General features: G+C 66.4%; 25 protein-coding genes and 1 pseudogene. 16 read left to right on the top strand and 10 right to left on the bottom strand.

Features of this window, described 5'->3' with window-relative positions; all coding sequences use genetic code 11:
- Positions 1-29 precede the first annotated feature (29 nt).
- The 7 genes and pseudogenes from PE061_RS17415 (at position 30) to PE061_RS17385 (ending at position 4080) form a co-directional block, all read left to right on the top strand.
- Positions 30-1203 (top strand): IS3 family transposase gene (locus PE061_RS17415; protein WP_420794306.1). Its coding sequence is split into 2 segments (ribosomal slippage): positions 30-313 and positions 312-1203, totalling 1176 coding nucleotides; the frame shifts between segments, so codons are not numbered across the junction.
- 5 nt (positions 1204-1208) lie between these two features.
- Positions 1209-1361: a hypothetical protein gene (locus tag PE061_RS17410; protein WP_271256237.1), complete on the top strand. Its 153-nt coding sequence runs from the start codon at positions 1209-1211 to the stop codon at positions 1359-1361.
- The gene (gene istB / locus PE061_RS17405) at positions 1348-2076 is read left to right on the top strand and encodes an IS21-like element helper ATPase IstB (protein WP_031304487.1); all 729 of its coding nucleotides are present in this window, start codon (positions 1348-1350) and stop codon (positions 2074-2076) included. The genes PE061_RS17410 and istB overlap by 14 nt, the downstream gene beginning before the upstream one ends.
- A gap of 177 nt (positions 2077-2253) precedes the next feature.
- Positions 2254-2490, top strand: a pseudogene (locus tag PE061_RS17400) (transposase); the annotation flags it as partial.
- 106 nt (positions 2491-2596) lie between these two features.
- Entirely contained in the window at positions 2597-3439 is an 843-nt protein-coding gene (locus PE061_RS17395; RefSeq protein WP_271256483.1) for a hypothetical protein, read from the top strand.
- Entirely contained in the window at positions 3432-3944 is a 513-nt protein-coding gene (locus tag PE061_RS17390; RefSeq protein WP_271256482.1) for a type II toxin-antitoxin system VapC family toxin, read from the top strand. The genes PE061_RS17395 and PE061_RS17390 overlap by 8 nt, the downstream gene beginning before the upstream one ends.
- A complete protein-coding gene (locus tag PE061_RS17385; RefSeq protein WP_271256481.1) occupies positions 3937-4080 on the top strand; it encodes a hypothetical protein in 144 nt (47 codons plus the stop codon). Before PE061_RS17390 ends, PE061_RS17385 begins: the two co-directional genes overlap by 8 nt.
- Before the next feature lie 114 nt (positions 4081-4194).
- On the opposite strand, the gene PE061_RS17380 is transcribed toward PE061_RS17385, so the two are convergent.
- On the bottom strand, positions 4195-4464 hold the full coding sequence (locus PE061_RS17380; protein ID WP_271256480.1) for a hypothetical protein: 270 nt from the start codon (positions 4462-4464) through the stop codon (positions 4195-4197).
- Between the two features lie 128 nt (positions 4465-4592).
- Between PE061_RS17380 and PE061_RS17375 the strand changes: the two genes are divergently transcribed.
- Both PE061_RS17375 and PE061_RS17370 read left to right on the top strand, forming a co-directional pair.
- Positions 4593-4784: a hypothetical protein gene (locus PE061_RS17375; RefSeq protein WP_271256479.1), complete on the top strand. Its 192-nt coding sequence runs from the start codon at positions 4593-4595 to the stop codon at positions 4782-4784.
- Complete coding sequence (locus PE061_RS17370) at positions 4781-5110, top strand: hypothetical protein (protein ID WP_271256478.1); 330 nt, start codon at positions 4781-4783, stop codon at positions 5108-5110. The genes PE061_RS17375 and PE061_RS17370 overlap by 4 nt, the downstream gene beginning before the upstream one ends.
- Here the strand turns inward: PE061_RS17370 and PE061_RS17365 are convergent.
- Positions 5094-6287, bottom strand: a complete 1194-nt coding sequence (locus PE061_RS17365; RefSeq protein ID WP_420794319.1) for a TIGR04063 family PEP-CTERM/XrtA system glycosyltransferase — start codon at positions 6285-6287, stop codon at positions 5094-5096. The two genes, PE061_RS17370 and PE061_RS17365, sit on opposite strands and share 17 nt — an antisense overlap.
- Complete coding sequence (wecB, locus tag PE061_RS17360) at positions 6287-7378, bottom strand: non-hydrolyzing UDP-N-acetylglucosamine 2-epimerase (protein WP_271256477.1); 1092 nt, start codon at positions 7376-7378, stop codon at positions 6287-6289. Before wecB ends, PE061_RS17365 begins: the two co-directional genes overlap by 1 nt.
- Before the next feature lie 182 nt (positions 7379-7560).
- Between wecB and PE061_RS17355 the strand changes: the two genes are divergently transcribed.
- The 3 genes from PE061_RS17355 to PE061_RS17345 all read left to right on the top strand — a co-directional run bounded on the left by PE061_RS17355 (position 7561) and on the right by PE061_RS17345 (position 10360).
- The gene (locus PE061_RS17355) at positions 7561-7737 is read left to right on the top strand and encodes a hypothetical protein (RefSeq protein WP_271256476.1); all 177 of its coding nucleotides are present in this window, start codon (positions 7561-7563) and stop codon (positions 7735-7737) included.
- Entirely contained in the window at positions 7737-9119 is a 1383-nt protein-coding gene (locus PE061_RS17350; protein ID WP_271256475.1) for a putative O-glycosylation ligase, exosortase A system-associated, read from the top strand. Before PE061_RS17355 ends, PE061_RS17350 begins: the two co-directional genes overlap by 1 nt.
- Positions 9120-9217: 98 nt before the next feature.
- Positions 9218-10360: a mechanosensitive ion channel family protein gene (locus PE061_RS17345; protein WP_271256474.1), complete on the top strand. Its 1143-nt coding sequence runs from the start codon at positions 9218-9220 to the stop codon at positions 10358-10360.
- On the opposite strand, the gene PE061_RS17340 is transcribed toward PE061_RS17345, so the two are convergent.
- Positions 10357-13335 carry an L-glutamate gamma-semialdehyde dehydrogenase gene (locus PE061_RS17340; protein WP_271256473.1) on the bottom strand — a complete coding sequence of 993 codons (2979 nt, stop codon included), beginning with the start codon at positions 13333-13335 and terminating at the stop codon, positions 10357-10359. The genes PE061_RS17345 and PE061_RS17340 overlap by 4 nt on opposite strands.
- Positions 13336-13460: 125 nt before the next feature.
- Between PE061_RS17340 and PE061_RS17335 the strand changes: the two genes are divergently transcribed.
- The 4 genes from PE061_RS17335 (at position 13461) to PE061_RS17320 (ending at position 16000) form a co-directional block, all read left to right on the top strand.
- Complete coding sequence (locus PE061_RS17335; protein WP_271256472.1) at positions 13461-13916, top strand: Lrp/AsnC ligand binding domain-containing protein; 456 nt, start codon at positions 13461-13463, stop codon at positions 13914-13916.
- Positions 13917-13969: 53 nt separating this feature from the next.
- Positions 13970-14425, top strand: coding sequence for a MaoC family dehydratase (locus PE061_RS17330; protein WP_271256471.1), 456 nt, complete (start codon positions 13970-13972; stop codon positions 14423-14425).
- Between the two features lie 25 nt (positions 14426-14450).
- The gene (locus PE061_RS17325) at positions 14451-15632 is read left to right on the top strand and encodes an acetyl-CoA C-acyltransferase (protein WP_271256470.1); all 1182 of its coding nucleotides are present in this window, start codon (positions 14451-14453) and stop codon (positions 15630-15632) included.
- Between the two features lie 74 nt (positions 15633-15706).
- Entirely contained in the window at positions 15707-16000 is a 294-nt protein-coding gene (locus PE061_RS17320) for a PilZ domain-containing protein (protein WP_271256469.1), read from the top strand.
- A 99-nt stretch (positions 16001-16099) separates the two neighbouring features.
- Here the strand turns inward: PE061_RS17320 and PE061_RS17315 are convergent, their stop codons facing one another.
- From PE061_RS17315 to PE061_RS17290, 6 genes are all read right to left on the bottom strand, one after another.
- Positions 16100-17047, bottom strand: a complete 948-nt coding sequence (locus PE061_RS17315) for a glucokinase (protein WP_271256468.1) — start codon at positions 17045-17047, stop codon at positions 16100-16102.
- Between the two features lie 7 nt (positions 17048-17054).
- Positions 17055-17759 carry a 6-phosphogluconolactonase gene (locus PE061_RS17310; protein WP_271256467.1) on the bottom strand — a complete coding sequence of 235 codons (705 nt, stop codon included), beginning with the start codon at positions 17757-17759 and terminating at the stop codon, positions 17055-17057.
- Between the two features lie 119 nt (positions 17760-17878).
- Complete coding sequence (locus PE061_RS17305; RefSeq protein WP_271256466.1) at positions 17879-19807, bottom strand: N-acyl-D-amino-acid deacylase family protein; 1929 nt, start codon at positions 19805-19807, stop codon at positions 17879-17881.
- Positions 19804-20979, bottom strand: a complete 1176-nt coding sequence (locus tag PE061_RS17300; RefSeq protein ID WP_271256465.1) for a serine hydrolase domain-containing protein — start codon at positions 20977-20979, stop codon at positions 19804-19806. Before PE061_RS17300 ends, PE061_RS17305 begins: the two co-directional genes overlap by 4 nt.
- Positions 20980-21243: 264 nt before the next feature.
- A complete protein-coding gene (locus PE061_RS17295; RefSeq protein ID WP_271256464.1) occupies positions 21244-21759 on the bottom strand; it encodes an RNA polymerase sigma factor in 516 nt (171 codons plus the stop codon).
- Positions 21756-22244: a hypothetical protein gene (locus PE061_RS17290; RefSeq protein ID WP_271256463.1), complete on the bottom strand. Its 489-nt coding sequence runs from the start codon at positions 22242-22244 to the stop codon at positions 21756-21758. The genes PE061_RS17295 and PE061_RS17290 overlap by 4 nt, the downstream gene beginning before the upstream one ends.
- Positions 22245-22266: the final 22 nt, after the last annotated feature.

The following is a 22266-nucleotide window of genomic DNA, read 5'->3' as shown; positions in this document are numbered from 1 at the left end:
AAGGGCTCATTGGAGCCAGGAGGTGTAAGATGGCAAAGGTTGGGAAGCGATATTTCACGGACGAGTTCAAGCGCGAGGCGGTGACGCTATGGGAGACGAGCGGTCGGATGCAGGCCGACGTTGCGCGTGAGTTGGGTATCATGCCGACGATGTTGAGGCGCTGGCAACGGGCACTGGAGATCAAGGGGACAGTGCCTGCGGCGAAGCCGCTATCATCGTCGATGGCGTCGCCGGCGGATCAGGCGTCGGAGATTGCCAGGCTACGCCGCGAGCTCGATCGCACGCGCATGGAGCGCGACATTCTAAAAAAGCGGTCGGCATTTGCGCGGAGATGCCACGGTGAAGTTCCAGTTCATCCGCGCCCATGCTGGCCCCTGGCCGGTCAGCGTCATGTGCCGCATGCTCGGTGTGTCGCGCAGCGGCTATTACGATTGGCGCGATCGACCGCCGAGTATGCGCATGACGGAGAACGCCGTGTTGCTCGCCGATATCCGCCGGATCCAGGCGCGGCATTCCGGGCGATACGGCAGTCCCCGGATGCATGCCGCGCTGCGCGCGGAAGGGCGCGGCTGCAGCCGCGGTCGTGTCGAGCGGCTGATGCGCCGTCACGGCATTCGTGCGCTTGCCGGTCGCCGCTTTCGGCCCTCGACGACCGACAGCCGCCATTACCTGCCGATCGCGCCGAACCTGCTAGCGCAGCGCTTCGAAGCAACGGCGCCGAACCGCGTGTGGCTGGCCGATATCAGCTATATCCCGACCGGCGAAGGCTGGCTGTATCTGGCGGCCGTGCTCGATCTGGCGACGCGCAAGATCGTGGGCTGGGCGATGCGGGATCACATGCGCACCGAACTGACGCTCGCTGCGTTGATGATGGCCGCCCAACGGCAGCGACCAGCACGCGGACTCGTGCATCACTCCGATCGCGGATCGCAATATGCCGCCGGGGCTTATGTCGATCAACTCACCGCGATCGGCGCGACCGCGTCGATGAGCCGCACCGGAAACTGTTACGACAACGCGCCGATGGAGAGCTTCTTTCATACGCTGAAGGTCGAACTGGTCCATCAATGCCGCTGGGCAACGCACGTCGAAGCCCGGCAGGCTCTGTTCGGATATATCGAAGGCTATTATAATCGGCATCGCATGCACTCGGCGCTCGGGTATCTCACCCCCGAACAGGCCGAGCAACGCATGACGGGCTAACCCTAGTGTCCGCACAACCGGAGGAAGATCACTCCCGGCGCCGCGAGCCGGCGACACCCCACAGCATCGTCACTTCGGAAGACCGGATGCTGCAGCATCCTCCGCTCGCCGACTGTGCCCGCTATGATCTGCTGCGAGGCTATGATGCAGCGGCATGATATGATCGACACGATGCGCGGCCTCGGACTCAAGGGCATGGCGGCGGCGTTCGACGAGGCGGTCACCACCGGCCTCCAGCGCAAGCGCACCACCATGGAGATACTGACCGACCTGCTCCGTGCTGAGGCGACCCACCGGGATGCAGCCTCCATCCGCTATCGGATGACGGCTGCGAGGCTGCCCGTGGTGAAGGACCTGGAGCGGTTCAGCTTCGAGGGCACACCGATCAATGAGGAGATGATCCGCTCCCTTCACGATGGCTCCTTCCTCCCGCCTCGCCGCAATATCGTGCTGGTCGGCGGCACGGGGACAGGCAAGACCCACCTCGCCATCGCGATCACCGCCAATGTCGTGCGAAGGGGCGCTCGCGCCCGCTACTTCAACACCGTCGATCTGGTGACACGCCTCGAAGAGGAGACCCGGATCGGCAAAGGCGGGACCCTGGCGGCGCAGCTGTCGCGGCTCGACCTGATCGTGCTCGACGAGCTCGGTTATCTGCCGTTCGCCCGCTCGGGAGGGCAGTTGCTGTTCCACCTCATCAGCAAGCTTTATGAGCGGACCAGCGTCATCATCACCACGAACCTCGCCTTCGGCGAATGGCCGACCGTGTTCGGCGATCCCAAGATGACCACGGCGCTGCTCGACCGCGTCACCCACCACTGCGATATCGTCGAGACGGGCAACGACAGCTGGCGCTTCAAAAACCGCAGCTGACAGCCACCTTCGGCGCCTTCAAAAATCTATCTTGCGCTGCGCGCGCCTCCGGTCGGGCTACGCCCGCCCTCCGCCGCACGCAGCGCAAGGCCATCTTCAACAAACCAGCATCATATTATCCGAAAAGGGGGTCCCTCTTCGACGCCGATCGGGGGTCCCTTTTGAACGCCGTTTGACACCACGAACACCGTGGAAGGCGCTTTCAGCATCTTCAAGCGCGGTATGCGCGGCGTGTACCAGCACTGCGCGGAGAAGCATCTGCACCGCTATCTGGCCGAGTTCGAGTTCCGTTACAGCTTCCGCGAGGCCAACGGCTACAATGACAAGGATCGTTCGACCGAAGCGGTAAAGGGTATCGCTGGCAAGCGGCTAACGTATAGGTCAGCTGGTATCCGGGCCGCAGCAAGCACCTAAAGGCGGGACGCGGCATCGAAGCCGATGGCGCACGAAACCACATCGATGAGTGGCTTCTTTACGTCGAGTCTCGTCCGGCCTAGAATCCATATCGGAGGCACACATCATGGCTAAGCCCGTGAGGGTCACGATCAAGGGCGCTGGGGAGGCGGGCGAAAATGCGCCAACCGTGGACGATCTACTTGGCCAGATTCGGGATTTCGTGGAAGTGCTCCAAGGCGTGGAGAAAGCGCTTACGGATGACCATACAAACCAGATTGTGTGGCGCGTGACGGACGCTGAGCGCGAAAACCCGATCAGCTTTGAGCTTACGCCTTTCGCTACAAATCCCGCCATTTTCGTGGATGCCAGAGCCGAAGCGGTGGAGACGGCCGCCATTGAAGGGCTTATTGCACTTCATGGCGGCAATGCTCGCCCTCCACACTTTACCGACGACACGCTCGCGAAAGCTCGGAAGCTCCACGCACGGGTTAGAAACGGCCTTGCCGGCACGACAGTGGCGTTCAACGGAAACGTAGAGCCATTTGTTATTGATCCGGACGCGGCCAGACGGGTTGAGAGCCTGTTCGCTGCGAAGACAGAAAGCTCTGCCTATCGGGCGCTTGGCTCCGTCGAGGGGTTTGTCACCCGCGCAGAGCTTGATGGGCACGGGCGTGCAATTCTACGCTTCCGAGCGCGCTTGGACGGGGTGGAAGTGAAAGCCATTGCCTCTGGCACTGCTTTCCGACAAATCGAGGAAATGCGCCTGTCCGAGATTTGGGAGGGAGTCCGCATCCGCGTTTATGGAACAATCCATCATAAGTCTTTGACGCAAATTGACCATATCGACGCTGATTATATTGAGGTGATGGATAGAGACCCGTTGCCGGGGGTTGAGGATGTTCTAGACGCAGATTTCACCGGCGGCCTAACAACGGAAGAGTATCTCTCGGAGTTGCGTGGTGAGTAAAATACCGCCCAGAGTATACTGGGACGCAAACGCTTGGATCGCTTACATCCGCAAAGAGATGCCGTCGCAGGCGAACCAAATAAAGGTTCCGCGTTACGACTGGTGCCGTGGCGTTATGAGGCGTGCAGAGAATAGAGAAATAGAAATCGTTACGTCTGCGTTTTCGCTATGCGAAGTTGTAAAACGCCGTGGCGAAGCTTTGGACACATCTGTGAATGTCGCTGCGTTTTTTGATCAACCTTTCGTGTTCTTGGTCGACCTAGGCAAGCCCGTGGGGCTTAAGGCTCAAAGCCTTCAACTTTCTGGGGTTAATATTAAGCCCGCTGATGCCACGCATGTCGCAACCGCACTCACGGCAAACGTGCCCGTCTTTCACACGTTTGACGGGGGCCTCCTTGATCTCGACAAAGTGCTTACCTGTAATGACGGAAATCAACTCCGCATCCTGATGCCAGGAAAGGAGGTTCCTGTTCCCGAACTCTTGCGGCAGATGGAAGATGGATAAGAATAAACCACAATCCGACAAGTTCAAGGAAGCGGCGCGCGAGTTAGAGTGCGACGAGGACGAGAAGGCGTGGGAGGACAGGCTGCGGAAGGTGGCCTGCCAGAAGCCTGCGGCGGAGAAGCCATCCGACGCTTGAGGTATTATAGTATGCGTGGTACTATGATACCGCTATGAGACTAAAACTGCTATCCGCCCTAGCTAAGCTGCTACGCATCCGCTTCAAAGTGGACGGTCTACCCTACGGGGCTCATTACCAGCGGCGAGCCGGATCCTTTAACCAGTCGGCGCAGTAATACCCGTAAGACGCCCAATCTCTCTGTAGGCGCACGATGAAAGTCTCATCGTTGGTATCAATTAGCTTTGATAAGTCGTCTCTTATTTTTGAGGCGGGAACTTCGGTGTCCAATAGCCAGACAGACTCCAACCCTTTGCAGTAATTATATTGCTTTAGATAGTCATGCACCGGCTCATAGTTCTGGCCCGGCTTCTTCAAATCGTACGTGACAAGAAAAATTGCCATTTTCATCCTCCCCCGAGTCGTTTCGGGAAGGATACGTCTTATTGGCGGGTTTGCAATCTATACAAACGCCAGACTTGTAGGAAAACGCTTCATAGTTGTTTTTTTCCTATCAGGACGGGGAGAAAGCAATGTCGCTGTTGTTTCAAATCGAGCGTTGCCTGAAACGCACACGCCTGACGCCGACGCGCTTCGGACGGAACGCCCTCGGGGACCCGCGGCTGGTGTTCGACCTCAGGCGCGGCCGCGAGCCCCGGCCGCGCACGACGGCGCGAATCGAGGCCTATATCCGCGATCTCTGCACGGCGGAGCGCGGCGCGTGACGCCCTGCCAGCTGATGCGGACGGTGAAATGCCGCCTGAGCGCCTGCACGGGCGGGCTGAGCGGCGTCGTGGAGGCTTACGACGCGGAGCCGTGGGCGAGCGCGACATTCGAGGGGCAGCGCCACGCCTTCACGCTTCGCATCGACGGCGACGCGGACAGCGTCGACCGCGCGGCGCTGCGCGTGTGCGGCATGTTGCTGGAGGGCGAGATCGACCTGCCGGGCGAACTCGTCGCCGACCTCGTGATCATCGGCGAGGACAGTCTGCGGCACGGCCCCTTGCAGGCGCGGCGCCTGCATTTCGAAGCGCTTACCGTGCGCGATTGAGCAGGCGTTCGTAGACCGGCACGTAGGCCGCGACGCTGCGGTCCCAGTTGCGCTCCGCGGAAACCCACAACTTGGCGCGGGCGCGGCGCGCGGGCCACGTGTCGCGGTCCGCGAGGAGGCCGATCAGCGCATCGGCCGCGGCGTCGGGATCGTCCGCCGCGAACAGCGTGCCGGTGATGCCGTCCTCGATCAGCTCGCGGTGTCCGCCGACGTTGCTGGCGGCGACGAGCTTTTCCTGCGCCATCGCTTCCAGCGGCTTCAGCGGCGTCACCAGCTCGGTGAGGCGCATCGCCTTGCGCGGATAGGCGAGCACGTCGACGAGGCTGTAGTAGCGGTCGACCTCGCTGTGCGGCACGCGGCCGACGAAGCGGATGCGGTCGCTCGCGGATGAAGCCGCTGCCGCAGCGCGCAGCGACGTTTCCATCGGCCCGCCGCCGACGAGCAGCAGGTGCGCCTTCGGCCGCGCCGCGACGAGCCGGGGCATCGCCGCGATCAGGATGTCGAGGCCCTCGTAGTCGTAGAAGGAGCCGAGGAAGCCGACGACCTCCGCGTCTTCGAGGCCAAGCTCCGCTGCGAGCGCGGCGTCGTGCGGCAGCGGGTCGCCGAACTGCGCGAGATCGACGGCGTTCGGAATCTCGAACAGCTTCGCCTCGTCGATACCGCGCGCGCGGAGGTCGCCGAGCAGGCCCTTGCAGATGGCGCCGACGGCATCGGCCTGCCGGCACGCCCAGCTTTCGGCGGCGCGGGTCAGCCGGTACTTGAGGTCGCCTTCGCGGCCGGTGCCGTTGCCGACCGCCGCATCCTCCCAGAAGGCGCGGATCTCGTAGACGAGCGGCAGGTTGTGGCGGCGGGATGCGCCCCACGCGGCCGCGAAGGTGAGCACGGGCGAATGGGCGTGCAGCAGGTCCGGCTTCTCGGCCTCGATCAAGGCGTCGAGGCGTTTCGAGGTTGCCGCGATCTCGCCGAGGATCGGCGGTCCTGCGCGGCGTGTGCGGTGGAAGGTGAGGCCGTCGACGGTCTCGGGATCGGGGCCGTCCGCATAGTGCCGCGGCGTCGTCAGCATCAGCGGCTGCCAACCGAGGCGGCGCTGGCCTTCGATGAGCGCGCGCGAGCGGAACGTGTAGCCGCTGTGGAGCGGCAGCGAGTGATCGAGGATGTGAAGCGGCTTTATGGCCATTACTGGCCGCGCCGCACGAGATCGGCGACGCAGCGTTCGGCGGTCCTGCCATCCCAGAATTCCGGGCGCTTCGCAGTGCCGGGCGCGGCTCCGAGCGCGGCGTCGAGCGCGCCGACGAGCGCGTCGGCCTTCACCAGCCGGTTGGTGCCCTCGGTCACGGTGATCGGGCGCTCGGTGTTGTCGCGGAGGGTGAGGCACGGGATGCCGAGGTAGGTGGTTTCCTCCTGGAGCCCGCCGCTGTCGGTGATCGCGATCCGCGCATCCTTGAGCAGACTCATGAACGGCTTGTAGGACTGCGGTTCGGCGAGCGTGATGTTGCCCTTCGCGAGCGCTTCCGAAAGGCCGAACGCCTCGACCCGGCTTTTCGTGCGCGGGTGCATCGGGAACATCAGCGGCAGGCGCTCGGAGGCTTCGACCAGCGCCTCGACGAGCGCCTTCAGCTGCGGCGCTTCGTCGACGTTCGACGGGCGGTGCAGCGTGACGACGCCGTAATTGCCCGGCGTGAGGCCGAAGCGGGCGGGGGCGTTCTCGGCGTCGAGCTTCGGCCGGATGCGCTCGAAGCTGTCCATCATGATGTTGCCGACGCGGGTGATGCGGCTTTCGGGGACGCCTTCGGCGCGCAGGTGCGCGTCGCCGTCGGGTGAGGGCGTCCAGAGAACATCGGAGATCGCGTCCGTCACCAGCCGGTTGATCTCCTCCGGCATGGCGCGGTCGCCCGAACGCAGGCCCGCCTCGAGGTGGACGACGGGGATGTGGAGCTTCGCGCCGACCATCGCGCACGCGGCGGTCGAGTTGACGTCGCCGACCACGACGAGCCAGTCCGGCCGCTCGTCCATCGCGATCTTCTCGTAGGCGATCATCACCTTGCCGGTCTGCTCGGCATGGCTGCCGGAGCCGACGCCGAGGTGATGGTCGGGCGCGGGGAGGTCGAGATCGGCGAAGATGTCGTCCGACATGTTCGCGTCGTAGTGCTGCCCGGTGTGGATCAGGACGGGCTCGAACCCGTCGTGGGCGGCAAGCGCGTGCCAGAGCGGCGCCACCTTCATGAAGTTCGGGCGTGCCGCCGCGATCATGTGCACTCGCCTGGTCATTCGCGATCCGTTTCCCTTTTCACGTCAGCGTCCTATTGCCAATGCGCCCGGCTTTCGCAAGGCCGGGCGCGAACATTCGGCGAAGGCGACGGCTTTGCCCTGCGATGCACGAGATGTTAAGCGAGGAGCGGTTAACGGCTCGGCGCACGCGCCGCCTTGCGCGCATTCAGGATGAGACCCGGATGGTAGACAATTTCGCATTGGTCGTGTCGCAGCTGATGCTGATCATCATCCTGTGGCGCTGCTATTCCCAGCCTGAAGACGGAGGCGAGGAGTCGAAGCCCAAACTGTCGGCACGAAACTCGCGGCAAAACCGGGAGCGCAGCAACAGGCATGACCGGGCGGCATCGGCCGACTGATGCGCGACGTCGTTCTCATCATCCTGATCCTCGCGTTCGTCGTCGCGTCGTTCCGGCGGCCGTACTTCATGGCGCTCGGATACATCTGGGTGGACTTCCTGCAGCCGCAAAGGCTGACCTATTCCTTTCTGAACGGCGCCCCGGTCGCGCTGTTCATGGCAATCGGGGCGATGGTCTTCTACGTTTTCATGGAAGACAAGCAGCGCATCCGGCTCGGAGTCGTGCAGGCGCTCATCATCTTTCTGGTCCTCTACGCGGGGCTCAATACATTCGGCTGGGCGATCGTCACCAATCACGCATTGCAAAAGTGGGACTGGGTCTGGAAAGGCCTGCTGTTCTCCGTGTTCCTGCCGTGGGTGCTGACGACGCGCCGGCGCGTCGAGGCCGCGGCCTTCGTCATGGTTCTCAGCACGTCCGCGATCACCATTTCCGGGGGCATCAAGACTCTCCTCGGCGGCGGGGGCTACGGGACGGTCTCGTTTCTCGTGAAGAGCAACAGCGGTCTTTATGAAGGCAGCACGCTGGCGACGGTCGCGCTGTCGTTCATCCCGTTGACGCTCTGGCTCTATCGCCGCAACACGATCATGAAGCGCAGCCTGCTGACGCTGCTTGCGACTGCGGGCATCATCTTCTCGATGACGCTCGTCACGGTCGGCGCGGAGGCGCGCACCGGCCTTGTCGCGGGCGCGATGCTCGTGCTGCTGCTCTGGCTGACAAGCCGCCGAAAGCTCGTTTTCGGGGCCGCGGTCGTGGCCGCCGCGGCAATTGCCGTCCCGCTGCTTCCCGCCTCCTTCACGGAACGCATGTCGACGATCAAGACCTACGACGAGGACGAATCGGCCTCCACGCGTCTTGCCGTGTGGAAGTGGACCCTCGACTTCGTGAAGGAGAATCCGTTCGGCGGCGGTTTCGGCGTCTACCGTATCAACCGTATCGAGGTGGACCTGCAGCGCCGCCAGGGCGATGCCGACAACGTGGCGACCAGCAGCACGACGGTGACGGACAAGGCGCGCGCCTTCCACAACAGCTTCTTCGAGGTTCTCGGGGAACTGGGTTATCTGGGCGCGGTGGTCTATGTCGCCATCGTCGTCCTCGCGCTCCGCGCTGCGTGGATGCTGAAGAACATCAGCACCGGCGATCCCGAGAGCGACATGTGGTTCCGGGACCTCGGAACGATGATGTCGGTATCGCTGCTCGTCTACATGACCGGGTCGATGTTCGTCAGTATCGCCTTTCAGCCGCCGTACTACGACCTTCTCGCCATCACGATCGCGGCCACGCACATCGCCCGCCGCGAGCGCCTCGCGAACAAGGCCGACGAGAAGGTCGGCCCGCGCCGGCCTCCGGCGGGGCTCGGCACGACCGCTGCGGCAAAAGCCTGACGCGGATCGGAAGTGCGGTTCCAAGGCCGCGCCGCTGCCTGTACAACCCCCGTTGAATCACGGGTGAACCACGGACGGCCTCCTGCGTTGGAAAGCAGATGCGAAACAATCAGATAATCCCCGCGTCCGACATCGAAACCCTCGAAGGGGCATCAACGTGGATCGCCGCCAACAGTGGCGCGCTCCTCGTCTACGGCGCCGTGGCCGTCGGCATCTATCTGGTGCTCGTCGGCGTTCGCGCCGTCGCGTGGCGTCTCGTGGGTTCGCCCGGGGCCCTCGAGCCGAACAGCTGGCGGGCGATCTTCGGCCGGGTGCTCCGGCGGACGCGCAGCTTCTTTCTTGCCGCCGTCGCCGTGCACCTCGTGGCGGCGGGCGTTCCCGGCCTTGCCGGCATCCTGCCGGTCGTGCGGTTCCTGTTCACCATCGCGGCGGTCGTGCAGGGCGCCATCTGGGTGCGCGAGTTCGCGCTTGCGGTCGTCGCGCGCCGCGCCGAGGGCGAGGATCCGCACAATTCGACGCTCGTCTCGGCGATGGGCGTCATCCGCCTCATCATCAACGTCGCGATCTTCGCGATCGCCGGCATCGTCATCCTCGACAACCTCGGCGTCAACGTCACCGCGCTGGTCGCGGGCCTCGGCATCGGCGGCATCGCCATCGGCCTTGCCGCGCAGGGCATCTTCTCGGACCTGTTCGCGGCGCTTTCGATCCTGTTCGACAAGCCGTTCGTGCGCGGCGACGTGGTGACGGTGGACACGCTGACCGGCACGGTGGAGGCGATCGGGCTGAAGACCACGCGTATCCGGTCGCTCTCAGGCGAGCTCGTGTCCGTGTCCAACGCCAAGCTGCTCGACAACCGGATTCATAATCTTGCCGCCATTCGCCGCCGCCGCGTGGTGATGACGGTCGGGGTCATCTACCAGACGCCGCCGGATGTGCTCGAAAGCCTGCCTGCCGAGATCGGAAAGCTCGCGGAAACGATACCGCTCGTGACCTTCGGTCAGGCGTTCCTCACCAACTTCGCGGCAAGTTCCATCGACATCGAGATCATCTTCCACGTCGAGGCGGCGGAAGCGAAGGAGATGATGGGCGCGCGTCAGGCCTTCATGTTCCGGCTTGTGCGGCGTTTCGCCGAACTCGGCGTCGACTTCGCCTACCCGACGCAGATGGGCTTCGTCGGCGGCCTCGACGGCAAGGCGGTGGACCCGCTCGCCGTGCCGCGCGAGATGACGCCGCTTCCCTAGAGCGTCACGTCTTCGATCGAGAGCAGCGTGGCGTTGCCGCCCGCCGAGGTCGTGTCGATGCTGACCGTCCGCTCCACGGCGAAGCGCGGCAGGTAGTGCGGCCCGCCCGCCTTGGGGCCGGTGCCCGACAGGCCCTCGCCGCCGAACGGCTGCGAGCCGACGACGGCGCCGATCATCGAGCGGTTGACGTAGAGGTTGCCGACGCGCGCGGCCGCCATCGTGCGCTCGCAGCGGCCGGCGATGCGGCTGTGCAGGCCCATCGTGAGGCCGTAGCCGCTGCGGTTGATGCGCGCGATGGTTTCGTCGAGCGTGCCGGTTCTCCATGTCGCGACGTGCAGGATCGGGCCGAACCACTCCCTCGTCAGGTCCTCGATGCGGTCGAGCCGGATCACGGTCGGCGCGACGAAGCGCCCGGCGGGAACGGCGACGCTGTGCAGCCAGCGGTCCTTCATCGACTGGCGATAGTTCTCGAGCTTGCGGTACGCGGCGTCGTCGATCACCGGGCCGACGTCGGTGCGCGGATCGGCGGGATCGCCGACGACGAGCGTGTCCATCGCGCCCTTCAGCATGTCGAGCGTGCGGTCGAGCACGTCCTCCTGCACGACGAGCAGCCGCAGCGCCGAGCAGCGCTGGCCCGCCGAACGGAAGGCTGACGTCACGACGTCGGCGATCACCTGCTCGGGAAGTGCGGTCGAATCGACGATCATGGCGTTGAGACCGCCGGTTTCGGCGATCAGCGGCACGATCGGCCGGGCATCGTCGGCGACGAGGCTGCGCGCGATGGCCTTGGCCGTGCCGGTCGAGCCGGTGAAGGCGACGCCCATGACGCGCGGATCGCCGGTGAGCGTGTCGCCGGCCTCCGCGCCGCCGAAGACGAGCTTCAGCACGTCCGCCGGGATGCCCGCCGCGTGGGCGAGGTCGACGGCGCGCACGGCGATGCGCGGCGTCTGCGGGGCGGGCTTGGCGACGACGCTGTTGCCGGCGACGAGCGCGGCCGTCACCTGCCCGAGGAAGATGGCGAGCGGGAAGTTCCACGGCGCGATGCAGGCGAACACGCCGCGGCCTTCGAGGCGCAGCGTGTTGCTTTCGCCGGTCGGCCCCGGCAGCGCGACCGGTGCGAACGCCGCGCGCGCCTGATTGGCGTAGTAGCGGCAGAAGTCGGCGGCCTCGCGGACCTCGCCGAGCGCGTCGCCGATGGTCTTGCCCGCCTCGTGGACGGCGAGCGCCATCAGGTCGAGGCGGTGTTCCTCGAGGAGGTCGGCAAGCCGGTCGAGTACGGCGGCGCGGGTTTCCACGGGCGTGCGCGACCAGCCTTCGAACGCCGCGTCGGCGGCGGCGATGGCGGCGCGCACGTCCTCGGCGCGCGAGTCGGCGGGGGCCGGACCGATGTCGGCGCGGGCGGCGATGGCGGATGCGGTGTCTTCGAGGGTCATGGCGTCCTGCAGGTCAAGGCCTTCGCTGTTGCCGCGCGCGGCACCGAACAGGTCGGCGGGAAGGGGGATGGAGGGGTGGCGCGTGCCGCCGACGCTCGCGATCTTCTCCACCGGGTCGGCGAGAAGCTCTTCCTCGGTGACGTTCGGGTCGGCGAGCTGGTGGACGAAGCTGGAATTGGCGCCGTTTTCGAGCAGGCGGCGCACAAGATAGGCGAGGAGGTCGCGATGGCCGCCGACCGGCGCGTAGATGCGGCAGTGGTGGCCTTCATCGCGCACGAGCTTTTCGTAGAGCCCGTCGCCCATGCCGTGCAGGCGCTGGAACTCGAAGTCGCGGCGCTCTCCCGCCCATTCGAGCAGCGTCGCGACGGTGAGCGCGTTGTGGCTGGCGAAGGCCGGGTGGATGTTCTTCGCGGCGAGCATGTCGCGCGCGCAGGCGAGATAGGAGACGTCCGTCGCCGCCTTGCGCGTGAACAGCGGGTAGTCGGAGAGGCCGGCTTCCTGCGTGCGCTTGATCTCGCTGTCCCAGTAGGCGCCTTTCACGAGGCGCACCGCCATCCTGCGGTTCGTCTCGCCGCCGATCGCGTCCGCCCACGCGATGACCGCGCGGCAGCGCTTCGAATAAGCCTGCACCGCCATGCCGAGCTTGTCCCAGCCGGAGAGCGAAGGCACACGGGCGGCGGCGGCGATGATGTCGAGCGACATCGCCAGCCGCTCCGATTCCTCCGCGTCGACGGTGAGGCCGATGCCCGCCTTCGCGGCCCGCTCGGCAAGCGCGACGAGCATGGCCGACAGCTCGTGTACGCACGTATCGGCGTGCGCCGTCTCGTAGCGCGGGTGCAGCGCGGAGAGTTTCACGGAAATGCTGTGGTCGCGTCCCTTGCTGCCCTTGCCGATGGCGTCGATGGCGTCGCTGTAGGACCGGAAATAGCGCTCGGCGTCGTCCCGCGTGCGCGCCGCCTCGCCGAGCATGTCGAAGCTGGCGACGAAGCCCGCGTGGTCCTTGCCGCCCGCGCGTTCGAGCGCTTCCTCGATGGTGCGGCCCATCACGAACACCTGTCCCATCAGGCGCATGGCGGTGCCGACGGCGGTACGCACGACCGGCTCGCCGACGCGGCCGATCAGGCGCTTCAGCGTCGACCCGCTGTCGCCGACCAGCGAGCGGGTGACGACGAGGCCCCACGTCGCGCTGTTGACGAGCGTCGAGTCGGACTTGCCCGCGTGCGCGGACCAGTCCGCGGTGCCGAGCTTGTCGCGGATCAGCAGGTCGGCGGTGTCGGCGTCGGGCACGCGCAGGAACGCCTCGGCGAGCGCGAGGAGGGCGATGCCTTCGTCGGTGTTGAGCCGGTATTCCTGGAGGAAGCGGTTGACCCAGCCGCTCGACTGCGCGGCGCGCAGCTCGTCGAGGAGGCTGCCCGCGCGCGCGGCGATCCGCTGCCGTGCCGCGGCATCGACGCGCGCAACGTCGCAAAGCGGCAGGATGACCTCGGGCTCCGGCGCACGGTGCAGGCGCTGCATGTCGGCAAGGATGGCGGCGATGGGCATGGCGGGTCTTTCGCTGATGATCCTTCGATCATGCCAGCGAACAAGGAAAATGTGCTTTGTATTTTTGGTTATCTGTCGGAATTATATCCGATTAGATTTAGATTTTCCGAAGAAGGTTCGGATTCATGATCGACGCCATCGACCGCGCCATCCTGCGCACGCTTCAGGAAGACGGGCGCATCACCAACCAGGCGCTCGCCGAGCGCTGCAACCTCTCGCCCGCCGCCTGCCACGAGCGCGTCCGGCGGCTGCGCGAGAAGGGCTATATCGTCGGCACGGTCGCGGTGCTCGATCCGGGGCTGCTCGATTGCGCACTGCTGATCTTCGTCGAGGTGCTGCTCGACCGCACGACCTCCGACGTGTTCGACGACTTCGCCGCCGCCGTCAGGCGGATGCCCGCCGTGCTCGAATGCCACATGGTCGCGGGCGGGTTCGATTATCTCATCAAGGCGCGCGTCAAGGACATGGCGGCCTACCGCGCCTTCCTCGGCGACACGCTCGTCGACCTGCCCGGCGTGCGCGAGACGCGGACCTATGCCGTGCTGGAGGAGGTCAAGAATACTCACGTTTTGCCTATCTAGGCAGCATGGCCCGCGCATTCTAATGCGGGGCGCAATCATTGCGGGAGGCGGGCATGACGGCGATTTCGGTGCAGGACTACAAGGCGATGGCCGGCAAGGAGATCGGCGTGTCGCGCTGGATCGAGGTCGACCAGAAGCGCATCGACACCTTCGCCGAGTGCACCGAGGATCACCAGTTCATCCACGTCGATCCCGCGCGCGCGGCGCAGACGCCGTTCGGCGGCACCATCGCGCACGGCTTCCTCACGCTGTCGCTGCTCTCGGGCATGGCCTACGACGTGTTCCCGGCCATCGAGGGCACGAGGATGGGCGTCAACTACGGCATGAACAAGCTGCGCTTCCTTGCGCCCGTACCCTCCGGCAAGCGCGTTCGCGGACGGTTCAAGCTGCTGGAGGTGGCCGAGCGCCATCCGGGCGTGCTCCAGTCCACGTGGGAGGCGACCGTCGAGATCGAGGGCGAGGACAAGCCCGCCCTGCTGGCCGAATGGGTCGGCCTGACCTACGTTTGAGATGCAGGATCAAGGAGAGTCTCCCATGCGCGAAGCCGTTATCGTTTCCACCGCCCGCACGCCGATCGGCAAGGCGTATCGCGGCGCGTTCAACGCCACGCCGTCGCCGACGCTCGCGGGCCATGTCGTGAAGCACGCGGTCGCGCGCGCGGGCATCGACCCGGCGGAGGTCGACGACTGCATCTTCGGTTCGGCGATGTTGCAGGGCGTGCAGTCGCCGTGCATCGGGCGTCTCGCGGCGCTGCGCGGCGGGCTGCCGGTGACGGTGGCGGGCATGGCGCTCGACCGCCAGTGCGCGAGCGGGCTGATGGCGATCGCCACGGCGGCGAAGCAGGTGATCGTCGACGGGATGCAGATCGTGGTGGGCGGCGGCGTCGAGTCGATCTCGATGGTGCAGAACGAGAAGATGCGGGTGGAGCCCGACATGAGCCTCGTCGAGATGCACCCGGCAGCCTACATGCCGATGATCGACACGGCCGAGATAGTCGCCAAGCGCTACGACATCAGCCGCGACGTGTGCGACGAGTTCGCGTTCATCTCGCAGCAGCGCACGGCCGCCGCGCAAGCCGCCGGACGCTTCGACGACGAGATCGTGCCGCTGCCGTCCGTCATGGTGATGAAGAACAAGGAGACGGGCGAAGTCACCAAGCACGAGGTGACGCTGACGAAGGACGAGGGCAACCGCCCCGAGACGACGCTCGAAGGGCTGAAGGGGCTCCAACCCGTGCGCGGCCCCGGCCACAACGTGACGGCGGGCAACGCCAGCCAGCTTTCGGACGGCGCCTCGGCCTCGCTCGTCATGGAAGCGAAGGAGGCCGAGCGCCGCGGCCTCACACCCCTCGGCCGCTATGTCGGCATGGCGGTGGCGGGCGTCGAGCCGGACGAGATGGGCATCGGGCCTGTGTTCGCGATCCCCAAGCTCCTGAAGCAGAACGGCCTCACGATCGACGACATCGGCCTGTGGGAGCTGAACGAGGCGTTCGCGGTGCAGGCGCTCTATTGCCGCGACAAGCTCGGCATCGACCCCGAGAGGTTCAACGTCGACGGCGGCGCGATCTCCGTGGGGCACCCCTACGGCATGTCGGGCGCGCGGCTCACCGGCCATGCGCTGATCGAGGGGCGGCGGCGCGGTGCGAAATATGTCGTCGTCACCATGTGCATCGGCGGCGGGCAGGGCGCGGCGGGCCTGTTCGAGGTGTACGGCTGACACATCGGCGGCGGCGCGCGTCATGACGTCGCCGGCAACGATCTGCTAACCATTTTCGTGCGAAACTTCCGCGCATGTCGAACGCTGCCGATAACAAGCGGAAAGCGGCGCGGGCCGCGACCAACTATCTTGCCGGGATCGAGTATCGCCGCGGCTACCTGACGGCGCGCGTGATCGACCTCTCGATGACGGGCGCCCGCCTCGCCACGCACGAGCAGATCGCGATCGGCGAGCCGATCATACTGACGAGCGTGCGCATGGGCGCGCGGCCCGCCGTGGTCGTCCGCTTCGCCGACGGCGAGCTCGGCGTCCGCTTCACCGACGAGATCGCGGAAGCGCACGAACGGCGCATGGCCGCCGCGAGCTAGAGTGATTTCGAGGCAGGTGGACTCACCTGCCGACTCGGAAATCACGAAAAACAAAAAGGAAACCAGACTCGTTCCGGTTCGGTCCGAACCGGAACGAGTCTAGTCCGCGCAGTCCTGCGCGAAGGCCGCCGCCGCGCCGACGAGGCCGGTGTGCATGTGCGTCACCAGCCGTACCGGAATCCGCAGCATCCTCCCCTCGTAGCGCCCCTTGTCGATGAAGCGCGCGTGGAAGCCCGAGGCACGAAGCCGGGCCTTCGCCCGGTTCGAAAGCCCGCCGACGACCGCCACGCCCATCGCGCCGTGCGCGAGCGCGATGTCGCCCGCGACCGCGCCGTAGATCATCGCGAAGCGGTCGAACGCTTCCGCCTCATCGCCCGCGAGCGCGGCGGCCCAGAGATCGGCGTCCGTCATCGGCGCGGCGTCGGGATCGAGCGCCTCCCGGATCGCGGCGAGGCCCGGCCCGGAGACGAGGCGCTCGCTGGAGACGCGGCCGTACATCCGCCTCAGCGCGGGCATCATCGCTTCCTCGGTCGCGTCGAGCGGCGCGAACGCGATGTGCGCGGCCTCCGTCTCCACGACCTCGATACGGCCGCCGCGCCGGAGCAGGATGGCGCTGCCGAGGCCGGTGCCCGGCCCGATCACGCTCACCGGATGGTCGGCGGGAAGCGGCGTGTCGGGGCCGAACAGGTGCTCGGTGGCGTCGTGCCCCAGCGCCGCGACGCCGTGCGCCATCGCGCCGAAATCGTTGAGCAGCGTCAGCGCCCGGAGGCCGAGCCGCTCGGCGAGCCCTGCGCGCCGGATTTTCCAGTCGTTGTTGACGAAGGCGAGCACCTCGCCCTCGATGGGCGCTGCGACGGCGATGGACGCCGCCTCCGGCAGCGCGTGGCCGAACGCGGCGGGAAGGGCGGCCCATGCCGCCTCGATGCCTTCGAAGTCTCCGCTTTTCAGCGTCACCGGCTCGCCGAGTTCGCGGCACCTGCCGCCTGCGACCTCTGCGATCGCGAAGCGGGCGTGCGTGCCGCCGATGTCGGCTGCGACGATCCTCATCGCGCCGTCAGGCGGGGCACCAGTGGATGTCGACGGGCACGGTCACTTCGGCGAGCACGCGGCCGATCGGCGTGTCGGAAAGCGGCCCGTCCTCCAGCGCCTTTTCGAGCAGCGCCTTCGCCGCGTCGCCTTCGAGCGCGACGATCAGCGTGCGCGCCGAAACGATCGCCGCGCGGGTGAGCGTCACGCGCGCGTGCGGCGCGTCCTTCGGCATCGGATCGGGCATCACGCCGATGGCGCGGCGGGCCTTCGGGCCGTTCAGCGCCTCGTCGAGATCGGGGCCGCGGAAGATGCCCGCCGTCTCGCCGTTCGCGCCGACGTCCAGCCACACGAGGTCGGGTGGCCATTGCAGGTCCTGAAGCCGCGCGTCGGCGGCGCGCCCCGCCGCCTTGTAGTCGGCGTTGTCGCTGCCGATCGGCAGCACGCGCGCGCCCTTCGGCAGGAAGATGCGGGCGAGCGCCGCGGCGGCCGAGAGCGGGCTGTCGACGGGGACGATGCAGTCGCCGGTCGGCACGACGGTGACGCGCTTCCAGTCGAGCTTCGCCTTGGCGACCTCCGCAAGCACGACCAGCGCGACACCGCCGCCGGGGACGGCGATCAGCGCCTGCCCGCGCGCGTCGATGGCGCTCTCGATGATGAACTGGATGTCGCCCGCCGCCGATGCGGCGAGTTCGGCGGAATCGTCTGCATCCCACCATTCGGCTTCGATCATGGCTGCTCCTGCCGGAATGTTCGTGCCGAGGCCGAGGCTCGAACCGAACTTTGGAAAATCGCGCCCTGTCTAACTGCTGGAGCGCGATTCTCCACCCGCAAATTGCCGGTCGGGCGGCGTCACTCGCCCTGAATCGCGCCTTGTGCGGGAACGATCGCGGCGGGCGCGTTTCCGAACGCGACGGAAACCACCGGCGTTTCCGCGCCGCCGTCCGCCCGGTCGAGCGTCAGCGTCGCGGCCTTCCGGTTGCCGGCCTTGTCCTTCAGCACCGCCGTGACGCTCGCCCAGCCCTTCGTGGTCTGGACGACGCCGAGCCGGTCGGCGGTCCACACCGTGCCCGATTTCGCATCGGTGAGCTTCACAGTGCCCGTGGCGAAGCGTTCGCCCGCACCCTGCTTCGCCGCGACGGCCACGCTGTAATCCGGCGATTGCCCGCTCGCCGTGAAGGCGCGCGCCTTCGCCGCGCTGTTCATCGGGCGGCTCGGCATGTGGGCGTCGCGCAGCAGCACCGCGCCCGCCTTCGCACCGGTCGCCGCGCCGTCGGCGAGCGCCGGAACGCCGTTGACGATCACGTGGCGGATGCCGTCGGACGGCAGCGTCGGCGCGTCGAACGTCGCGTGGTCGCGGACGGCCACGGGGTCGAACAGCGTCACGTCGGCGCGCATCCCGGGCGCGATGTGGCCGCGGTCGACCATGCCGATGATCGCGGCGGGCAGCGCGCTCATCTTGCGGACGGCGTCCTCCATCGTGATCGTGCCGGTGTCGCGCACGTAGTGGCCGAGGATCTTGGGGAAGCTGCCGAAGTAGCGCGGATGGCCGCGATTCTTGATCGAGGCGCCGCAATCGCAGGCGACGGCGGTGTCCGGGTACTTGAGGAAGGTGATCACGTCCGCCTCGTCGCCGAACGTCATGTTGGCGCGGGTGAAGGGGTCCTTCTCCAGCGTGCGGAGCACGGCTTCACCGGCGCGGACGTTCTCCTCGGCCATGATGTCGGTCAGCCGCTTGCCGAGGTCGGGGAGGGCGATGCCCTCGGCGCCGCCGAGGCGGGTCTCCATCGCATATTCGGCCGCCTCGACGAGCTGCGGGCGGAGCTTCGGGTCCCTGAAGCGCGCGAGCATGGCGTCCCGTCCGCCGTCCGCCGCCCAGCCGGGCACGAGGAAGGCCTGCAGCATCGTCTGCCCGGCGAGGTAGGGGTAGATGTCGATCGCCGTCCACGCCCCGCGGGCGGTGGCGGCGGAGACCATTTCGAGCACCTTCGGCGCGTTGCCGCGCTCCTTGCCCGCGCTCTTGATGTGCGTAATGACGGGAACGAGGCCGGCCTTCTCGCCGATGGTAACGGTCTCCTCCATGCCCTTGAAGGAGCTGAGATCGTCCTCGGGGCGCAGCCGGTCGTGGTTGGGGAAATTGGTGCGCCAGGGCTTCGCGACGGAGACGATCTCGATCACCTCCTCGGGCTTCGCGTAATAGGACGGCCGGTAGTCGAGCCCCGATGCGACGCCCCACGCGCCCGCCTTCAGGTTCTTTTCGAGCGCGGCCTGCATGGACGCGATCTGCTTGGGTGTCGGGCGCAGGTCGCGGTCGCCCATCGCGTCGCGCCACACCGCGTTGAAGCCCGTGTAGGCGCCGATGTTCTCGGCAAGGCCGTTCGCCGCCATCTCCGGAAGCTGCTTCGCGATGTCGCTGCCGCCCCCGCCGTCGGCGTTGATGATCTCCGTGGTGACGCCCTGCGTCAGCATGTTGACCGCGGTCGAAACGCCGTCCGGCTCGGCATGGCTGTGGATGTTGATGAAGCCCGGCGCGACGACGAGCCCGGCGGCGTCGATGGTCCGCGCGGCCTTCGCCTTGCCGACATCGCCCACCGCCACGATGTGCCCGTCCGCGATGGCGACGTCGCCGCGATAGGCGGCAAGGCCGCTGCCGTCGACGATGGTGCCGCCCCTGATGACGATGTCGTAGGCGGCATCCCTTGCAAGCGCCGGGGTTGAGAGCGCCGACGCGGCGAGAAGCAGGGCCGCGCCCGCGGCGCGCATGTTCGGGATGCCCGTCACTTCTTCGCTCCGCCGTTGCCGTCGAACCATGCCTTGGCGACGTCGTCGTAGCGCTGGTTGGCGCCGCCCTCCGTGTTGACGAGAAGCACGATCGCCGTCCTGTCGTCCGGGTAGGTGTAAAGCGCCGAATTGAAGCCGTTGATCGCGCCGCCGTGGCCGATCACGCGGCGTCCGTCGCGTTCGCCCACGGCGAGGCCGAGGCCGTATTCCAGCGGCGCGCGTCCGCTCGGATCGGGCTTGCGCACCGCGCTCGTCAGCCGCCCGTCCTTCAGCTTCGCGGGCTCGATCATCAGCGCGAGGCTTTCGGGCTTCACGACCTTGCCGGAGAACAGCGCGTCCTGCCAGCGCAGCATGTCCGCCGCGGTCGAGCGCATCGCGCCCGCGCCGTGCGCGACGCTCACCGACAGCGGCAGCGGATTGGCGAGCACGTCGCCGCGCAGCCCGTAGCCCTTGGCGCGGCGCGGCACGACCGCGCGCTCGTCGTCATAGGCCGTGTCCGTGAGGCCGAGCGGCTTCGTGATCATCTCTTCGAGCGCCGCGCCGTAAGGCTTGCCGGTCAGCTTCTCGACGATGGCGGCCGCCAGCACATAGGCCGAATTGTTGTAGCGATAGTCCTCGCCCACGGCGAAATCGGTGAGATTGTCCTGCCCCGCGATGTAGGAGATCATTTCCTTCGTGTCGTGCTCGCGCCACCCGCGCAACTGGAAATTCTTGTCCGTGTAGCTGTGGATGCCCGAGGTGTGATCGAGCAGGTGTCGGACGGTGATGCCGTCGGCCTTGGGGAAATCCGGGAAATACTTGGAGATCGGGTCGCCGAGCGAAAGCTGGCCGCGCTCCACGAGCATCATCAGCATCGCGGTGGTGAACTGCTTGGTGATCGAGCCGATGCGGAAGATCGTGTCCGCCTTCACCGGTTGCCCGTCCTCGAGGTCGGCATAACCGTAGCCCTTGAGGAAGACGATCCTGCCGTCCTTCATCACGCCGACCGTGCCGCCCGCGAGCTCTCCGCTGGCGATCCCGTCCGCCATCACCTTGTCGATCCCCGCGGTCGCGGCCTTGCTCGCCGCGATGCGCGGCGCGCTTTCGGCCGCCGCGGGCAGGGGCGCGGCGGTGGCCAGCAACAGCGCGGCGGGCGCAAGTCCAAGCCAGCGAACGATCTTCCGGTTCATCATCTGCAACGCCCTCCCATCCCATCGGCGATTCGCCATTCAGGATAATGACAATCCCGATTGGAAAAATTCAACCTGCTTGTGTAACGGGAGCGGCAAGACCCATGCAGGCCGCAAGACGGCACGCCTTCGGTGCAGGGGAAGCAATGCAGGAAAACGTGGAGCCGAGCCGGAATCGCATTCCGGCTCATTTCCTCTATGAAAACAAGGCCTTGCGAGGAGTTCGAAAACCAAACTGCCCCCGGAAAGGCCCCTGCCAAAGTGTGACTACCCAGCCACACTCCAGCCTGTCAATGCTCGGCGAATCCGCATCAACGCCAGGCTCATGTGGTGTTGGACGCCCTTGTCGCCGATGCCGAGGTGTTTCGCAATCTCCGTGTAGGTCATGCGCCTCATCCGGTGCATCATGAAAACACGCCGGGTCCGGCGCGACAGGGAACGAAGTGCCCGCCCATAAGCCCGCCGCAAGTCCGCCTCCTCGATTTGCCATGTCTGTTCCGGGCAGACGGGGGCGTCGCAGCCTTCGTCGAAGGGAAAGATGACGGCTTGCGACTGCTGTTGCTGGCGCGCGCGGTCGATCAGCAGATTGCGGGCGGAGCGGGTAAGGTAGGCCTGTGGATTGTCCATCCGCTCGAAAGCCCCGCTGCGCAGCAGGCGCGCGAAGGTCTCCTGCACAAGATCGGGCGCGTCATCGCGCCCGACCCTCGTCCTGAAGTAACGCAACACTCGCGCTTGCTCGGCCCGATAGAAGGCCTCGAACGCGGCGGTCAAATCGCGCGTCATGGCCGCGACCTCCGGCGTTCACGCGCATTCAGCGGTGCGTCGCGCGAGGCGCGGTACAGCGTGATGCCTGCCTCGATACGGTCGAGGATGAACGTATCCCGTTCGGCCCGGGCGGTGCGAACGTCCGACTTGGCGTAGATTTGAAGATCGACCGCACAGCGGTCGCCGAGTTCGCGGTCGATGGTCGCGCGGGCGCGGCGCCAGCAGCGGTCGTCGGTGAACAGCGGATGGTTGACGACGATCCAGAGTTCGTAGTCGGAAAAGGCAAGCGTGTGCCGGTCTTCATACCAGGAGCGCCGCGCATAGGGGCCGATCAGGATGATCCGCTTGATCTGGCCCGGCTCGGGCGCCTGCACCTGTTCGGGGTCGAAGCAGCCGCGCACGATCCGCGCGATCCGTTCAACCTCGTTTTGCTTGCGGCGGATGAGATGGCCGACGCGCGCCATCACGACCTCGCGCGCGTAAACGTCGATAAGGGGTGTCATATGCAGCTCGCACACCAGCGGT

This window comes from Sphingosinicella microcystinivorans (genome assembly GCF_027941835.1).
Classification (GTDB): Bacteria; Pseudomonadota; Alphaproteobacteria; order Sphingomonadales; family Sphingomonadaceae; genus Sphingosinicella.
Note: the sequence above shows the minus strand (reverse complement) of the source record. Positions and strands in the feature narration are given on the sequence as shown.

Excerpts from the sequence above, each read along its gene's own strand:
- istB (WP_031304487.1), top strand. The coding sequence starts at position 1,348 with ATGCAGCGGCATGATATGATCGACACGATGCGCGGCCTCGGACTCAAG.
- PE061_RS17395 (WP_271256483.1), top strand. The coding sequence starts at position 2,597 with ATGGCTAAGCCCGTGAGGGTCACGATCAAGGGCGCTGGGGAGGCGGGC.
- PE061_RS17385 (WP_271256481.1), top strand. The coding sequence starts at position 3,937 with ATGGATAAGAATAAACCACAATCCGACAAGTTCAAGGAAGCGGCGCGC.
- PE061_RS17380 (WP_271256480.1), bottom strand. The coding sequence starts at position 4,464 with ATGGCAATTTTTCTTGTCACGTACGATTTGAAGAAGCCGGGCCAGAAC.
- PE061_RS17375 (WP_271256479.1), top strand. The coding sequence starts at position 4,593 with ATGTCGCTGTTGTTTCAAATCGAGCGTTGCCTGAAACGCACACGCCTG.
- PE061_RS17365 (WP_420794319.1), bottom strand. The coding sequence starts at position 6,287 with ATGGCCATAAAGCCGCTTCACATCCTCGATCACTCGCTGCCGCTCCAC.
- wecB (WP_271256477.1), bottom strand. The coding sequence starts at position 7,378 with ATGACCAGGCGAGTGCACATGATCGCGGCGGCACGCCCGAACTTCATG.
- PE061_RS17355 (WP_271256476.1), top strand. The coding sequence starts at position 7,561 with ATGGTAGACAATTTCGCATTGGTCGTGTCGCAGCTGATGCTGATCATC.
- PE061_RS17350 (WP_271256475.1), top strand. The coding sequence starts at position 7,737 with ATGCGCGACGTCGTTCTCATCATCCTGATCCTCGCGTTCGTCGTCGCG.
- PE061_RS17345 (WP_271256474.1), top strand. The coding sequence starts at position 9,218 with ATGCGAAACAATCAGATAATCCCCGCGTCCGACATCGAAACCCTCGAA.
- PE061_RS17340 (WP_271256473.1), bottom strand. The coding sequence starts at position 13,335 with ATGCCCATCGCCGCCATCCTTGCCGACATGCAGCGCCTGCACCGTGCG.
- PE061_RS17335 (WP_271256472.1), top strand. The coding sequence starts at position 13,461 with ATGATCGACGCCATCGACCGCGCCATCCTGCGCACGCTTCAGGAAGAC.
- PE061_RS17330 (WP_271256471.1), top strand. The coding sequence starts at position 13,970 with ATGACGGCGATTTCGGTGCAGGACTACAAGGCGATGGCCGGCAAGGAG.
- PE061_RS17325 (WP_271256470.1), top strand. The coding sequence starts at position 14,451 with ATGCGCGAAGCCGTTATCGTTTCCACCGCCCGCACGCCGATCGGCAAG.
- PE061_RS17320 (WP_271256469.1), top strand. The coding sequence starts at position 15,707 with ATGTCGAACGCTGCCGATAACAAGCGGAAAGCGGCGCGGGCCGCGACC.
- PE061_RS17315 (WP_271256468.1), bottom strand. The coding sequence starts at position 17,047 with ATGAGGATCGTCGCAGCCGACATCGGCGGCACGCACGCCCGCTTCGCG.
- PE061_RS17310 (WP_271256467.1), bottom strand. The coding sequence starts at position 17,759 with ATGATCGAAGCCGAATGGTGGGATGCAGACGATTCCGCCGAACTCGCC.
- PE061_RS17300 (WP_271256465.1), bottom strand. The coding sequence starts at position 20,979 with ATGATGAACCGGAAGATCGTTCGCTGGCTTGGACTTGCGCCCGCCGCG.
- PE061_RS17295 (WP_271256464.1), bottom strand. The coding sequence starts at position 21,759 with ATGACGCGCGATTTGACCGCCGCGTTCGAGGCCTTCTATCGGGCCGAG.
- PE061_RS17290 (WP_271256463.1), bottom strand. The coding sequence starts at position 22,244 with ATGACACCCCTTATCGACGTTTACGCGCGCGAGGTCGTGATGGCGCGC.